Below are 15,060 nucleotides of genomic sequence, written 5' to 3'. Positions count from 1 at the left end.
TATAAAGGTATGCAGTCAGATAACACTAATCATCATCAGAGGTAGCTATGGCAAGAGATTTAAAAGGCGTAATGCCAGCGTTGTTAACCCCATTCGATAGCCAACAGCGACTGGACATTGAGAGCCTGCGCCGCCTGGTGCGTTTCAACATTGGGCAAGGGATCGACGGGCTGTATGTCGGTGGGTCTACGGGTGAGGCATTTGTCCAAAACCGCGTTGAGAGAGAGCAGGTACTGGAAATTGTTGCCGAAGAAGCGAAAGGCAAGGTGACGCTGATCGCTCACGTTGGCACAGTGAGTACCGAAGAGAGCCAACAGCTGGCGAGTGCCGCGCATCGCTACGGCTTTGATGCGGTTTCAGCCGTCACACCGTTTTACTATCCGTTCAGTTTTGAAGAGCACTGCGATCACTACCGCGCAATTATTGATTCCGCTGATGGCTTGCCGATGGTGGTCTATAACATCCCGGCGCTGAGCGGCGTAAAACTGACGCTGGATCAGATCAACACGCTGGTGACGTTGCCGGGCGTTGGCGCGCTGAAGCAAACCTCAGGCGATCTCTATCAGATGGAACAGATCCGCCGCGCTCACCCCGATCTGGTGCTTTATAACGGTTATGACGAGATCTTCGCTTCTGGTCTGTTGGCGGGCGCAGATGGCGGTATCGGTAGCACTTACAACATTATGGGATGGCGTTATCAGGGAATTGTGAAAGCGCTCAAAGAAGGCGACATCCGTACGGCGCAAAAGCTGCAAACCGAGTGCAATAAGGTTATCGATCTGCTCATTAAGGTTGGCGTGTTCCGCGGCCTGAAGACGGTATTGCACTATATGGACGTGGTTTCTGTTCCGCTGTGCCGTAAACCATTTGCCCCGGTAGATGAACAATATCTGCCGGAACTGAAAGCGCTGGCCCAGCAATTAATGCTGGAACGCGACTGATCGGACGCCGGATAGCACAATGCTTATCCGGCCTGCAAAAACAAGACTCGTAGGCCGGATAAGGCGAATCCGCCATCCGGCACCACAACGAAAATAAAGATCGTCGGGAGAGTAAAATGAGTACTTCTACCCAGAGCATCCCGTGGTATCGCCATCTCAATCGGGCGCAATGGCGGGCATTTTCCGCCGCCTGGCTGGGATATTTGCTTGATGGTTTTGATTTTGTATTAATCGCCCTTGTGCTGACGGAAGTACAAGGCGAATTCGGACTGACGACGGTGCAGGCGGCCAGTCTGATCTCGGCCGCTTTTATCTCCCGCTGGTTTGGCGGGTTAATGCTGGGCGCGATGGGCGACCGTTATGGACGCCGCCTGGCGATGGTCACCAGTATCATTCTGTTCTCTGTGGGGACGCTGGCCTGCGGCTTCGCGCCGGGCTACACCACCATGTTTATCGCCCGCCTGGTTATCGGTATGGGGATGGCTGGTGAGTACGGCTCCAGCGCAACTTATGTTATTGAAAGCTGGCCCAGGCACTTGCGAAACAAAGCCAGCGGCTTCCTGATTTCCGGCTTCTCTGTAGGCGCAGTGATCGCCGCGCAGGTCTACAGCCTGGTGGTCCCGGTCTGGGGATGGCGCGCGCTGTTCTTCATCGGCATTTTGCCGATTATCTTCGCCCTCTGGCTGCGTAAAAATATTCCGGAAGCGGAAGACTGGAAAGAGAAACACGAAGGCAAAGCGCCGGTACGCACGATGGTGGACATTCTCTACCGGGGCGAACATCGGGTTATCAATATTGTGATGACTCTCGCCGCCGCAACCGCGCTGTGGTTCTGCTTTGCAGGCAACCTGCAAAATGCGGCTATCGTGGCGGTCCTTGGCCTGATATGTGCGTTTATCTTCATTAGTTTTATGGTGCAAAGCAGCGGGAAACGCTGGCCGACGGGCGTCATGCTGATGGTGGTTGTGCTGTTTGCCTTCCTTTACTCGTGGCCGATTCAGGCGCTGCTGCCAACCTATCTGAAAACCGAATTGCTGTATGACCCTTCCACTGTCGCCAGGGTGCTCTTCTTTAGCGGCTTTGGCGCGGCGGTCGGTTGTTGTGTCGGTGGTTTTCTTGGCGACTGGCTGGGCACGCGTAAGGCCTATGTCTGCAGTCTGCTGGCTTCGCAGTTGCTGATTATTCCAGTGTTTGCGATTGGCGGCTCAAACGTCTGGGTACTGGGTTTACTGCTGTTTTTCCAGCAAATGCTCGGTCAGGGGATCTCAGGGATCTTACCCAAACTGATTGGCGGCTATTTCGATACCGACCAGCGTGCGGCGGGTCTGGGCTTCACCTACAACGTGGGTGCACTGGGCGGGGCGTTGGCACCGATCATCGGTGCGCTGATTGCCCAACGACTGGATCTGGGCACCGCGTTGGGATCGCTCTCTTTCGGCCTGACATTTGTGGTGATCCTGCTGATTGGTCTCGATATGCCGTCTCGCGTACAGCGCTGGCTGCGGCCTGAAGCATTGCGTACGCATGATGCCATTGATGGTCGACCCTTTAGCGGGGCCGTGCCGTTCGGCGGCGACAAAAGCACCATGGTGAAATCCAAAAGTTAATCCGTTTGCCCGGTCCTGCGCCGGGCAATAGTCATAAGGGAATAAGCATGTCGTTACTTGAACAACTGGATATCAAGATTGCCGCGAACGGCGGGCTGATTGTCTCCTGCCAGCCTGTTCCTGACAGCCCGTTAGATAAACCGGAAATTGTTGCGGCGATGGCGCTGGCCGCAGAACAGGCTGGCGCGGTGGCGTTACGCATTGAAGGGGTGGAAAACCTGAAAGCGACCAGGGCGGTAGTTTCGGTGCCGATTATCGGCATTCTCAAACGTGACCTTGATGACTCTCCGGTTCGCATCACCGCATATCTCGAGGATGTTGATGCGTTAGCGCAGGCAGGCGCTGACATCATCGCCATCGACGGTACCGATCGCGTACGTCCGGTACCTGTAGAAACCTTACTGGCACGTATTCATCATCACCAACGCCTTGCGATGGCTGACTGTTCGTCCATGGCGGATGGCATGGCCTGCCAGAAACTCGGTGCCGAAATCATTGGCACTACCCTTTCTGGCTATACCACGCCAGAAACGCCCGAAGAGCCGGATCTGGCTCTGGTGAAGTCTTTAAGTGACGCGGGTTGTCGGGTGATTGCTGAAGGACGTTACAACACGCCAGCGCAGGCCGCTGAGGCGATGCGTCATGGCGCTTGGGCGGTGACAGTCGGCTCAGCCATTACCCGGCTGGAGCACATTTGCCAGTGGTACAACACAGCGCTTAAAAAGGCGGTGCTATGACCACGCTGGCGATTGATATTGGCGGCACCAAACTGGCTGTTGCGCTGGTAGACAGCAGCCTGCAAATTCAAGAGCGTCATGAATTGCCGACGCCCGCCAGCAAAACACCGGATGCTCTGCGTGCCGCGTTACAAGCACTGGTTGCGCCGCTACAGGGGCAGGCAACGCGGGTGGCGATCGCCTCAACGGGGATTATCCGCGACGGTTCTCTACTGGCGCTGAACCCGCACAACCTCGGCGGGCTGCTGCATTTTCCTCTGGTGCAAACGCTAAAAGATCTCACCGCTTTGCCGACGCTGGCAGTCAATGACGCGCAGGCCGCGGCGTGGGCTGAGTATCATGCGCTTGGCGGCGAGTACCGCGATATGGTGTTTATCACCGTCTCCACCGGTGTAGGCGGCGGGGTGGTAAGTGATGGGAAGCTGCTGACCGGGATTGGCGGTCTGGCCGGGCATCTGGGACATACGCTGGCTGATCCGCATGGGCCGGTGTGCGGTTGCGGGCGTGTGGGTTGTGTCGAGGCGATCGCTTCCGGTCGTGGGATCGCGGCGGCTGCCGAAGGCGCGCTTGCTGGATGCGACGCAAAAACCATTTTTAGCCGCGCCGGGCAGGGTGATGAGCAGGCCAGTCGGTTGATCCATCGTTCGGCACGTACTTTGGCAAGGCTTGTCGCCGATGTGAAGGCCACGCTCGATTGCCAGATTGTGGTGATTGGCGGCAGCGTGGGGCTGGCGCCAGGGTATCTGGCGCTGGTGGAAAACTATCTGGCACAAGAGCCTTCGGCTTACCACGTAGAATTACGGGCGGCGCATTACCGTCATGACGCTGGATTACTGGGGGCCGCGCTGTTGGCCCAGGGAGATTGATTATGATGTCAGATGAGTTGCGTTCATTGCCTTCTGCCGGATTACATCCGGTTTTGCAGCAGGCGTTAACGCTGGCTGTTGCGGCGAATCCGCAGGAGAAAACGCCAGGGCGCTACGAGTTGCAGGGCGATAATATTTTTATGAATGTCATGCAATTTGCAACGCAGAGCCCAGAGCAAAAGAAAGCGGAACTGCACAGGGAATACATTGATATTCAGGTGCTGTTATCCGGTGAAGAACGCATTCTGTTCGGGATGACTGATTCTGCTCGTCAGTGCGAAGAGATGCACGTTGAGGATGATTATCAGCTGTGTAGCCAGATTGCCGATGAGCAGGCGATGGTACTGAAGCCGGGAAGATTTGTGATTTTTATGCCGGGCGAGCCGCATAAGCCGGGCTGCGTGGTACAGGCTCCGGTGGACATCAAAAAGGTGGTGATCAAGGTGCGCGCCAGTTTATTACACACCTGACGATGAGAGTGACGGTGTCGGATGGCAAGGCTTGCGCCATCCGACACCGGATATTACAACCTAGCGCTTAAACGTCACCGCTTCCGGCTGCGTCAGATGCAGCGTCGTTTGGCTCGGCACAGTCTCGGCAATGATTCGCCCGTGACGAATGGAATAACGTGCAGGCGTCTGGCGACGAACCGCGTCAAACCCATTCTCTGCCGGTAAAATCACCAGGTTCGCGGAATTCCCCACGCTCAGACCGTAGTCCTGCAGGTGCAGGGTTTTCGCGCTGTGGGTGGTGATCAGATTCAGGCCATCGTTAATTTGTCCGTATCCCATCAGCTGACACACATGTAACCCCATGTGCAGTACCTGCAGCATATTCGCAGTGCCCAGCGGATACCACGGATCGAAGACGTCATCATGGCCGAAGCAGACGTTGATCTCTGCCTCCAGCATCTCTTTGACGCGTGTAACGCCGCGGCGTTTAGGATACGTGTCAAAGCGCCCTTGCAGGTGAATATTCACCAGTGGATTCGCGACAAAGTTAATGCCGGACATTTTCAACAGGCGGAAAAGACGGGAAGCATACGCGCCGTTATAGGAGTGCATTGCCGTAGTATGGCTGGCGGTCACGCGCTCGCCCATATTGTCGCGATGGGCCAGCGCCGCGACGGTTTCAACAAAGCGTGATTGCTCATCGTCAATTTCGTCACAGTGCACGTCGATAAGTCTGTCGTATTTTTGCGCGAGGGCGAAAATTTTGTGCAACGACTCCACGCCATATTCACGCGTAAATTCAAAGTGGGGGATAGCGCCAATGACGTCGGCCCCCAAACGCACGGCTTCCTCTAATAACGCTTCACCGTTGGGATAAGAAAGAATGCCCTCTTGCGGGAACGCGACAATCTGTAGCTCTACCCACGGAGCGACTTCTTGCTTCACCTCCAGCATGGCTTTCAGCGCCGTCAGCGTAGGGTCGGAAACGTCAACGTGAGTGCGGACATACTGGATGCCGTTGGCCATCTGCCACTTAAGAGTCTGCATGGCGCGCGCTTTGACGTCATCGTGAGTGAGCATTGCCTTACGTTCGGCCCAGCGCTCAATGCCTTCAAATAACGTACCTGACTGGTTCCAGCTCGGCTCCCCCGCGGTTTGCGTGGTATCCAGGTGGATATGTGGCTCTACGAACGGTGGGATTGCCAGGCCACCTTCGGCATCAAGCACTTCCCCCTGCGGCAACGTAGCGGCGTCCTGAGCCTCAATTCGGCTGAAGCGCCCGTTTTCAACCGTGAGCTGCCACAATCCTTCGCGTCCCTGTAAACGCGCCTGACGAATGGTGATGTTATTATTCTGCATGGCTGACCTCTGGTGATTTAGCAAGGCTGCGATTGAAAAGTGGGTTCAGCAGGATATAGCTGAATACGCCGCCGAGTACGGCGTTGACGGGCACGATACCGGGAATATAGTGACCGGCGGCAATGCCCAGTGCAACGGACAGGATAGCTATCCAGTTTACGGAAATAAATTGTGCTTTGCTGAAGTCGGCATATCGGCGATGGTTCAGCAGATAGTCGGCGATAATCACTCCACCAATTGGAGGAATCGCTGCCGACAAAAATGTCAGCCAACCGACAAAGTTATTGTAAAGCCACAGTGCGCACAGTGTGCCGATAATACCGTTAGCCACCGACAGCGAACGGCTGGAAAGGCCGGTAATATTGGCAAATCCCAAACCTGAAGCGTAGAGCGCATTGTCGTTGGTGGTCCAGATATTCAGGCCGAGCACCACTATCGCGGGCAGCAGCAGGCCCTGAGCAATCATCACGTCAGAGATGTCCGCCTGTCCAACAGCGGCGGCACCCGCAGCGCCGAAGATAAACATCAACGAGTTGCCAAGGAAAAATGCCACCATGGCAATCAGTACCGCACCTTTGGCGTTGCGGCCAAAGCGGACAAAGTCGGCGGTTAACGTGCCTGCGCTGATAAATGAGCCGACCACCAGCGCCAGTGCGGTGGAGAAATTCAGCGGTGTCTGCGGCACTATCGCTTTTAAATGGTCTAAACCGCCGACATCGCTCACCGCCAGCCAGACGGAGTAGCTGCCAAGAACGACGATGGCAGGTACGGCGATGATAGATAAAACGGTCAGCGCCGAGATGCCAAAAAAGATAGTCAGGGTCATCAACAGACCGGAAACCGCAATCAGAATATTGACGTCAATCCCCGTCGCTTTGCCAACCGGGATAGCAAACATGGCCACACCAACGCCAAACCAGCCTACCTGTGTACCGCCTAAGAGCAGTGAGGGAAGCCATGAACCTTTCAAACCAAATGAGTAACGTGCCAGAAGGTGGGTTGAGAGCCCTGTTTTTGCGCCGATAAAACCGAGAAATGCAGTGTAAATACCGAGGAGAAGATTACCGAAAAGAACTGCCAGGAAGAAATCATTATAGGAAAGACCGGTACCGAGTGTGCCACCGGTCCACATACTGGCGGAAAAAAATGTGAGTCCCAACATGACAAACGTTAGTGGAATCACGCCCTTCCGCGCCGCCAGAGGGACGGGGCCCTGGCTATAATTGTTGTCCTGCGACACAACGCCTCCATGAATTTTGCCCAAAAAATCCGCCGCATAATATACAGTTCTCAGAATAAAGCAAACGTTTCCGTATGTTTTTTTAGTTCTCTTTCACGGTGTTGATAGAGGGGAGGGGGCAGGGGTATTGCGAGGAATCTGGCATCTCATCAGCGTTTGAAGATGAGATGCCAGAAGACGCTTACTTACACTTCCAGGTAGTTCAGGATACCGTCTGCCGCTTTACGACCTTCGGCAATCGCGGTGACTACAAGATCCGAACCGCGCACGATGTCGCCACCAGCGAAGATTTTTGGATTGCTGGTCTGGAAGGCGTTATCGCTGCGTTCCGGAGCAATAATACGGCCCTGAGAATCCAGCTCGACGCTGTGCTCTTTCAGCCACTCCATACTGTGCGGGCGGAAGCCAAACGCCAGTACCACCGCATCAGCCGGAACAACGTGCTCGGAACCGGCGACGATCTCCGCGCGGCGACGCCCCTTCGCATCCGGTTCGCCCATTTCGGTGCGCGCCATTTTCACGCCGCACACTTTACCGTTGGCATTCACTTCCACGCCTAAAGGCTGGACATTGAACTGGAACTCGACGCCTTCTTCACGCGCGTTTTTCACCTCGCGTTTGGAACCCGGCATGTTCTCTTCGTCGCGGCGATAGGCGCAGATTACGTGTGCCGCGTTCTGACGAACCGAGGTCCGCACGCAGTCCATCGCGGTATCGCCACCGCCGAGAACAACGACGCGTTTGCCTTCCATGCTGATGTACGGCTCGTCACTGCTTTCGCCAAATCCCATCAACTGTTTGGTATTGGCGATCAGGAACGGCAGGGCATCAAATACGCCGGAAGCGTCTTCGTTTTCCAGCCCACCGCGCATCGACTGATAGGTACCTACGCCAAGGAACACGGCATCGTAATCCTTCAGCAGATCGTTAAGCTGCACGTCGCGGCCCACTTCCACGTTTAGTTTGAACTCAATGCCCATACCGGTGAAGATTTCACGGCGACGGGTCATGACCTCTTTCTCCAGCTTGAATGCCGGGATCCCGAAGGTCAGCAGACCGCCGATTTCCGGGTGGCGGTCAAATACCACCGCCTTCACGCCGTTGCGGGTCAGCACATCAGCACAGGCCAGGCCCGCCGGACCTGCACCGATGATCGCCACGCGCTTGTCCGTCTGGCGAACGCCAGTCATATCCGGACGCCAGCCCATCTCGAACGCTTTATCGTTGATATAGCGCTCGATGTTGCCGATAGTCACCGCACCGAACTCATCGTTTAGCGTGCAGGATCCTTCACAAAGACGATCCTGCGGGCACACTCGGCCACAGACTTCCGGCAGAGTGTTAGTCTGGTGCGACAGTTCTGCCGCTTCAAAAATACGTCCCTCATTCGCCAGCTTCAGCCAGTTCGGGATGTAGTTATGTACCGGGCACTTCCACTCGCAGTACGGGTTGCCGCAGGAAAGACAGCGATCTGCCTGTGCTTTGGCCTGGCCTTCGGAAAACGGCTCGTAGATCTCGATAAATTCGATCTTACGGATCTTCAGCGGTTTCTTCGGTGGATCAACGCGCTGCAGGTCGATAAATTGGTATACGTTCTGACTCATTGCTGCTACCCCTTACTGCGCCTGCACACGCAGCTCTGCTGCGCTACGACTACGGTGACCCAACAGTGCTTTTACATCACTGGATTTCGGTTTTACCAGCGCGAATTTCGCCGAGAATGCTGGCCAGTTCGCCAGGATCTCTTCGCCGTGTGAAGAACCGGTATGTTGTACGTGCTCGGTAATCAGACCGCGCAGGTGTTCCTCATGAATAGCCAGCGAGTCCACGCTCAGTACTTCTACCAGTTCCGGGTTCACGCGTTTGCGGAATTCACCGTCTTCGTCGAGCACGTAGGCGAATCCGCCGGTCATGCCCGCACCGAAGTTGACGCCGGTTTTGCCGAGAATACACACGATGCCGCCGGTCATATATTCACAGCCGTTGTCGCCAATACCTTCAACCACGGTAATAGCGCCGGAGTTACGCACCGCAAAACGCTCACCCGCACGACCCGCAGCAAACAGGCGGCCACCGGTAGCACCATACAGGCAGGTGTTACCAATGATACTCGCCTCATGGCTACGGAAAGCAGAGCCAACCGGAGGACGCACTGCCAGCAGGCCGCCCGCCATGCCTTTACCGACATAGTCGTTAGCATCGCCGGTCAGATACAGCTCCACGCCGCCCGCGTTCCACACGCCGAAGCTCTGGCCTGCGGTACCGCTGAAGTGCGCTTTAATCGGGTCAGATGCCAGCCCCTGATCGCCATGCGTCTGAGCGATATAGCCCGACAGCGATGCGCCGACGGAACGGTCGGTGTTGCGGATATCGAACCAGAAGGTTTTGCTCTGGCGCTCGTCGACAAACGGTTTCGCCTGCTGTAACAGCTGGGCGTTCAGCACGCCGTTATCAAACGGCGGATTGTTTTCAGTGCAATGCAGCGCTTTACCTGGATGCGGTTCAGCGGTTTCCAGCAGACGAGACAGCTCCAGTTTCTGCTGCTTGGCGGTAAACCCATCCAGCTCTTTGAGCAGGTCGGTACGACCAATCAGATCCACCAGACGTTTCACGCCCAGTTGCGCCATCAGCTCGCGAGTTTCGCGGGCGATAAATTCAAAGTAGTTAGTCACTTTGAACGGCAGGCCGTGATAGTGGTTCTTACGCAGTTTGTCATCCTGAGTTGCCACGCCGGTTGCGCAGTTGTTCAGATGGCAAATACGCAGGTATTTACAGCCCAGCGCGACCATGGGGCCGGTGCCGAAACCGAAGCTTTCTGCACCCAAAATTGCCGCTTTAATGATATCGACGCCGGTTTTCAGACCGCCATCGACCTGCAGACGGATCTTGTGACGCAGACCGTTAGCCACCAGCGCCTGCTGGGTTTCCACCAGACCGAGTTCCCACGGGCAGCCCGCATATTTCACTGAGGAGAGCGGACTTGCACCGGTACCGCCATCGTAGCCGGCAATGGTAATCAGATCCGCATAGGCTTTCGCCACGCCGGTGGCGATGGTACCGACGCCTGGTTCAGAAACCAGCTTCACCGAGATCATCGCTTTCGGATTGACCTGTTTGAGGTCAAAAATCAGCTGCGCTAAGTCCTCGATAGAGTAGATATCGTGGTGCGGCGGCGGGGAGATCAGCGTCACGCCCGGCACCGAATAACGCAGTTTGGCGATGTACGGGGTGACTTTATCACCCGGTAACTGACCGCCTTCGCCCGGCTTCGCGCCTTGAGCGACTTTAATCTGAATGACATCAGCATTGACCAGGTACGCCGGGGTTACGCCAAAGCGACCGGAAGCCACCTGCTTAATGCGCGACACCTTGTTAGTGCCGTAGCGTGCCGGATCTTCGCCGCCTTCACCGGAGTTCGAGTTACCGCCGATGCTGTTCATGGCTTCGGCCAGCGCCTCGTGTGCTTCCGGGCTTAATGCCCCGATAGACATCGCTGCGGTATCAAAGCGTTTAAACAGTTCGGTTGCGGGTTCTACTTCGCTAATGCTTACGGCTTCATCGCCAGGTGTAATCGCCAGCAGATCGCGCAGCGTGGCCGCCGGACGCTCATTGACCAGCTTTGCATATTCCTGATAGTCGCTGTACTCGCCGCTTTGTACTGCCTGTTGCAGCGTGCGCACCACGTCCGGGTTGTAGGCGTGGTATTCGCCGCCGTGAACGTACTTCAGCAAACCGCCTTGGCTGATAGGCTTACGCGCCAGCCAGGCATGTTTGGAGAGGTTCAGCAGATCCTGCTGGAAGTCGGTAAAACCAGCGCCGCTGATGCGACTGACCACGCCCTGGAAGCATAAAGCCACAACATCATCGTGCAGACCAACGGCTTCAAACAACTTCGAGCAGCGGTAAGAGGCGATGGTCGAGATGCCCATTTTGGACATGATTTTGTACAGACCCTTGTTGATGCCGTTACGGTAGTTCAGCATCACGGTCCGGTAATCTTTGGCAATCGCCTGAGTGTCGATCAGACGTCCCAGCGTTTCATACGCCAGATACGGATAAATGGCCGTCGCGCCAAAACCGAGCAGAACGGCAAAATGGTGCGGGTCACGGGCGCTGGCGGTTTCAACGATGATGTTGGCGTCGCAACGCAGGCTTTGTTCTACCAGACGTGTTTGTACTGCGCCAACGGCCATCGGTGCCGGAACCGGCAAGCGGTTTTTTGCGATATTACGGTCAGAAAGCACCAGCAGCACCGTGCCGTTACGCACCATCTGTTCAGCCTTATCGCACAATGCTTTGACGGTCTCTTCGAGCGTGGTTTCAGTCACGTCGAAGGTGATATCCAGTCGGTCAGCGCGATAATGCTCCTCTTTCATGGTGGTGAGCTGGGTGAAATCGGAGTACAGCAGGATCGGCGACTTAAAGCTCAGACGGTGCGCCTGACCTTCGGCTTCGCAGAAGACGTTCATCTCACGACCGATGCTGGTGGCCAGCGACATGACGTGCGCTTCACGCAGCGGGTCGATCGGCGGGTTGGTGACCTGGGCAAACTGCTGGCGGAAGTAGTCATAAATGATGCGCGGCTGGCTGGAGAGCACGGCAAACGGGGTATCATCACCCATTGAACCGACCGCTTCCTGACCATTTTCACCGAGCACGCGGATAACGGAATCCAGCTCTTCAGCGCTGTAGTTAAACTGTTTCTGGTAGCTGGCGAGGGTGTCATCGTCCAGTTCACGGCTGCCGACCTGATCGTCAGCCAGGTCTTCGAAAGGCACCAGACGGCGGACGTTCTTCTCCATCCACTCTTTGTAGGGGTGGCGGCTTTTCAGATCGTCATCGGTTTCAGCCGAATGCAGAATGCGCCCGCTACGGGTATCGATAACCATCAACTCCCCAGGGCCGACGCGACCTTTCTCAACCACTTCATCCGGCTGATAATCCCAGATCCCGACTTCAGAAGCGCAGGTAATCAGCTTGTCTTTGGTGATGACGTAGCGCGCCGGACGCAGGCCGTTGCGGTCAAGGTTACAGGCGGCAAAGCGACCGTCGGACATAACGATACCCGCCGGACCATCCCACGGCTCCATGTGCATGGAGTTAAAGTCGAAGAACGCGCGCAGCTCCGGGTCCATATCCGGGTTGTTCTGCCAGGCCGGCGGTACCAGTAAACGCATGGCGCGGATGATATCCATCCCGCCAGCCAGCAGCAGTTCCAGCATGTTATCCATTGAGCTGGAGTCGGAGCCGGTTTCGTTAACGAACGGTGCGGCGTCGTGCAGATCAGGGATCAGCGGCGTCTGGAATTTATAGGTACGGGCGCGCGCCCACTGGCGGTTGCCGGTGATGGTGTTGATTTCACCATTGTGCGCCAGGTAGCGAAACGGTTGCGCCAGCGGCCAGCGTGGTACGGTGTTGGTGGAGAAGCGCTGGTGGAACAGGCAGATGGCCGATTCCAGACGCAGGTCCGCCAGGTCCAGGTAAAAGCGCGGCAGATCCGCCGGCATACACAGACCTTTATAGATATTGACCAGGTTCGACAAGCTACAGACGTAGAAGTCTTTATCTTCCTGGAGGCGTTTTTCGATACGACGGCGCGCGATGAACAGGCGACGCTCCATATCACGTGGACGCCAGCCCGCAGGGGCATTAACAAAAATTTGCTCGATACGAGGCAGGGAGGAGAGCGCAATTTCACCGAGAACACCTTCGTTAGTCGGCACGTCGCGCCAGCCGACAATCGACAGGGTCTCCTGCTGTAATTCTTCTTCTACAATGCGACGAGAAGCCGCTGCCAGCTCAGCGTCTTTATTTAAAAAGATCATGCCGACGGCGTAGTTTTTGGCTAAACGCCAGCCGCGCTCTTGCGCTACGATGCGGAAAAAGCGGTCAGGTTTTTGTAACAGCAGGCCGCAACCATCGCCGGTTTTTCCATCGGCAAGAATTGCGCCACGGTGCTGCATGCGGGCCAGTGCGTGTATGGCGGTACGCACTACCTTGTGGCTAGGTTCGCCTTCTATGTGGGCGATCAGGCCGAAACCACAGTTATCCCTCTCAAGGGATTTATCGTACAACATATCAGTGAACCTCCCCAGGCTCTGCGGGATTCCCATCTGGACCGTTGCGCACGGGCACACCAAGAGCATGGCGACGGGGTTTGCGTGTCATACGCTTACCTCGCATTCGCCCTCTTTATCCTTTTCGCACAGGTCAAACAAGTTTGAGGACTTGCTTCAGAGGGAATCTCAATTACTGCATAAATATGATGAGCAGACTGCTCATCCAGAAAGCTTCCAGCGGATTTCCAAGTTATCGGGAATCCACACACAGGTCAAATGGCAATCTTATTTATGCAAAAATGTGCTATTGGGCAATTAACTTTATGAAAATATTGAAATAAAAGGGTTTTATACATTGATATAACCTGAGGAGGATGCCCTGGGAAGTGTGATCTGTCTCACTGTAAGAGAGGCCGGATATCTCTCGTCCTCCCTTTGTTTATCGATATACTTGGCATTTTATGCTGGTTTTTAGAGTTTTGGCGTCTTAAAGATACTGTTTTTACGCTGAGAGTATAAGAAGATAAAAAAAACAGCTGGATATAAGGAAAAGTAATTATATTTTGAGTGAATGGAATTTCGATTATTTTGATTTGTTATGCAATAAATAAAGGCTCGCCAGGGCGATTGATCCAGGTCATCGCCGACTGGGGCAAAAAATGGCAGGCTTTGGCCTCTTTTCAAGGCGCGGTCTACCAGATTATGCAGTTACAGAAATTAGTCAATATGTTTGGTGGGGATCTTTCTCGCCGTTATGGGCAAAAGGTTCATAAACTCACGCTGCACGGCGGCTTTAGCTGTCCAAACCGTGATGGCACCATCGGACGCGGCGGATGTACTTTCTGTAATGTCGCCTCGTTTGCCGATGAAGCACAGCAGCACCATTCAATTGCCGAGCAGCTTGAGCATCAGGCGCAGTTGGTCAATCGCGCCAGACGCTATCTGGCCTATTTCCAGGCTTATACCAGCACCTTTGCGGAAGTACAGGTGCTGCGTTCGATGTATCAACAGGCGGTCAGCCAGGCCAACATCGTCGGGTTATGCGTTGGGACGCGCCCCGACTGCGTGCCGGATGCGGTACTCGATCTGCTTTGTGAGTATAAAGACCTCGGCTATGAGGTATGGCTGGAGCTCGGTCTGCAAACCGCGCATGACAAAACTCTGCACCGGATTAACCGCGGCCATGATTTTGCCTGCTATCAGAACACTACGCGGCTGGCGCGCGAGCGCGGGCTGAAAGTGTGCTCACACCTGATTGTTGGCCTGCCGGGAGAAGGACAGGCAGACTGTCTGCAAACCATGGAACGAGTGGTGGAGACGGGCGTTGACGGTATTAAGCTGCATCCGCTGCATATTGTGAAAGGCAGTACGATGGCAAAGGCCTGGGAAGCCGGACGTCTGCACGGAATTGAACTGGATGACTACACGGTTACCGCCGGGGAGATGATCCGCCATACGCCGCCAGAGGTGATTTATCATCGAATCTCTGCCAGCGCGCGTCGCCCAATGCTGTTGGCTCCGCTATGGTGTGAAAACCGCTGGACCGGGATGGTCGAACTGGATCGCTATCTCAATGCTCATGGTGTTCAAGGCTCTGCGCTTGGCACTCCGTGGAGTCAGCCTGGGAGCTAACCATCCGGCAATCTGCGCCTGCTTGCCTGATGACGCTACGCTTATCAGGCCCACGTTGAATCTCTCCTCGGTCATTTCACCGATAACCTCCGCATTTCTTGCACAATCTTCAACGTCACGCTGAGAATTGAGTATTATTGTGCCAAGTTGTCGTGAAGGAACCCTCT

General features: G+C 55.3%; 10 protein-coding genes. 6 read left to right on the top strand and 4 right to left on the bottom strand.

Features of this window, described 5'->3' with window-relative positions; genetic code table 11:
• Window positions 1–47 precede the first annotated feature (47 nt).
• From nanA to nanQ, 5 genes are all read left to right on the top strand, one after another.
• A complete protein-coding gene (gene nanA / locus ABIE10_RS17500) occupies window positions 48–941 on the top strand; it encodes an N-acetylneuraminate lyase (RefSeq protein WP_016157581.1) in 894 nt (297 codons plus the stop codon).
• Window positions 942–1,057: 116 nt separating this feature from the next.
• The gene (gene nanT / locus ABIE10_RS17495; RefSeq protein ID WP_200052111.1) at window positions 1,058–2,548 is read left to right on the top strand and encodes a sialic acid transporter NanT; all 1,491 of its coding nucleotides are present in this window, start codon (window positions 1,058–1,060) and stop codon (window positions 2,546–2,548) included.
• Window positions 2,549–2,595: 47 nt separating this feature from the next.
• The gene (locus ABIE10_RS17490) at window positions 2,596–3,285 is read left to right on the top strand and encodes an N-acetylmannosamine-6-phosphate 2-epimerase (RefSeq protein WP_019077794.1); all 690 of its coding nucleotides are present in this window, start codon (window positions 2,596–2,598) and stop codon (window positions 3,283–3,285) included.
• On the top strand, window positions 3,282–4,151 hold the full coding sequence (gene nanK, locus ABIE10_RS17485) for an N-acetylmannosamine kinase (RefSeq protein ID WP_181598816.1): 870 nt from the start codon (window positions 3,282–3,284) through the stop codon (window positions 4,149–4,151). The genes ABIE10_RS17490 and nanK overlap by 4 nt, the downstream gene beginning before the upstream one ends.
• Window positions 4,152–4,153: 2 nt before the next feature.
• Complete coding sequence (gene nanQ, locus ABIE10_RS17480) at window positions 4,154–4,621, top strand: N-acetylneuraminate anomerase (protein WP_181598817.1); 468 nt, start codon at window positions 4,154–4,156, stop codon at window positions 4,619–4,621.
• A 60-nt stretch (window positions 4,622–4,681) separates the two neighbouring features.
• On the opposite strand, the gene ABIE10_RS17475 is transcribed toward nanQ, so the two are convergent.
• The 4 genes from ABIE10_RS17475 to gltB form a co-directional block, all read right to left on the bottom strand.
• Window positions 4,682–5,962: a cytosine deaminase gene (locus ABIE10_RS17475; RefSeq protein WP_016157577.1), complete on the bottom strand. Its 1,281-nt coding sequence runs from the start codon at window positions 5,960–5,962 to the stop codon at window positions 4,682–4,684.
• Window positions 5,952–7,202: a cytosine permease gene (codB, locus tag ABIE10_RS17470; protein WP_047358527.1), complete on the bottom strand. Its 1,251-nt coding sequence runs from the start codon at window positions 7,200–7,202 to the stop codon at window positions 5,952–5,954. The genes ABIE10_RS17475 and codB overlap by 11 nt, the downstream gene beginning before the upstream one ends.
• Window positions 7,203–7,387: 185 nt before the next feature.
• Complete coding sequence (locus ABIE10_RS17465) at window positions 7,388–8,806, bottom strand: glutamate synthase small subunit (RefSeq protein WP_016154696.1); 1,419 nt, start codon at window positions 8,804–8,806, stop codon at window positions 7,388–7,390.
• A 12-nt stretch (window positions 8,807–8,818) separates the two neighbouring features.
• The gene (gene gltB / locus ABIE10_RS17460) at window positions 8,819–13,279 is read right to left on the bottom strand and encodes a glutamate synthase large subunit (protein WP_287108270.1); all 4,461 of its coding nucleotides are present in this window, start codon (window positions 13,277–13,279) and stop codon (window positions 8,819–8,821) included.
• Window positions 13,280–13,963: 684 nt separating this feature from the next.
• On the opposite strand from gltB, the gene ABIE10_RS17455 reads away from it, so the two are divergent.
• Window positions 13,964–14,893 (top strand): TIGR01212 family radical SAM protein, encoded by a 930-nt coding sequence (locus tag ABIE10_RS17455; protein ID WP_429156457.1) that lies wholly within the window; start codon window positions 13,964–13,966, stop codon window positions 14,891–14,893.
• Window positions 14,894–15,060: the final 167 nt, after the last annotated feature.

It is taken from the genome of Citrobacter sp. 506, assembly GCF_050434985.1.
Lineage (GTDB): Bacteria > Pseudomonadota > Gammaproteobacteria > Enterobacterales > Enterobacteriaceae > Citrobacter > Citrobacter braakii.
This window is presented reverse-complemented; position numbering and strand designations above follow the sequence as displayed.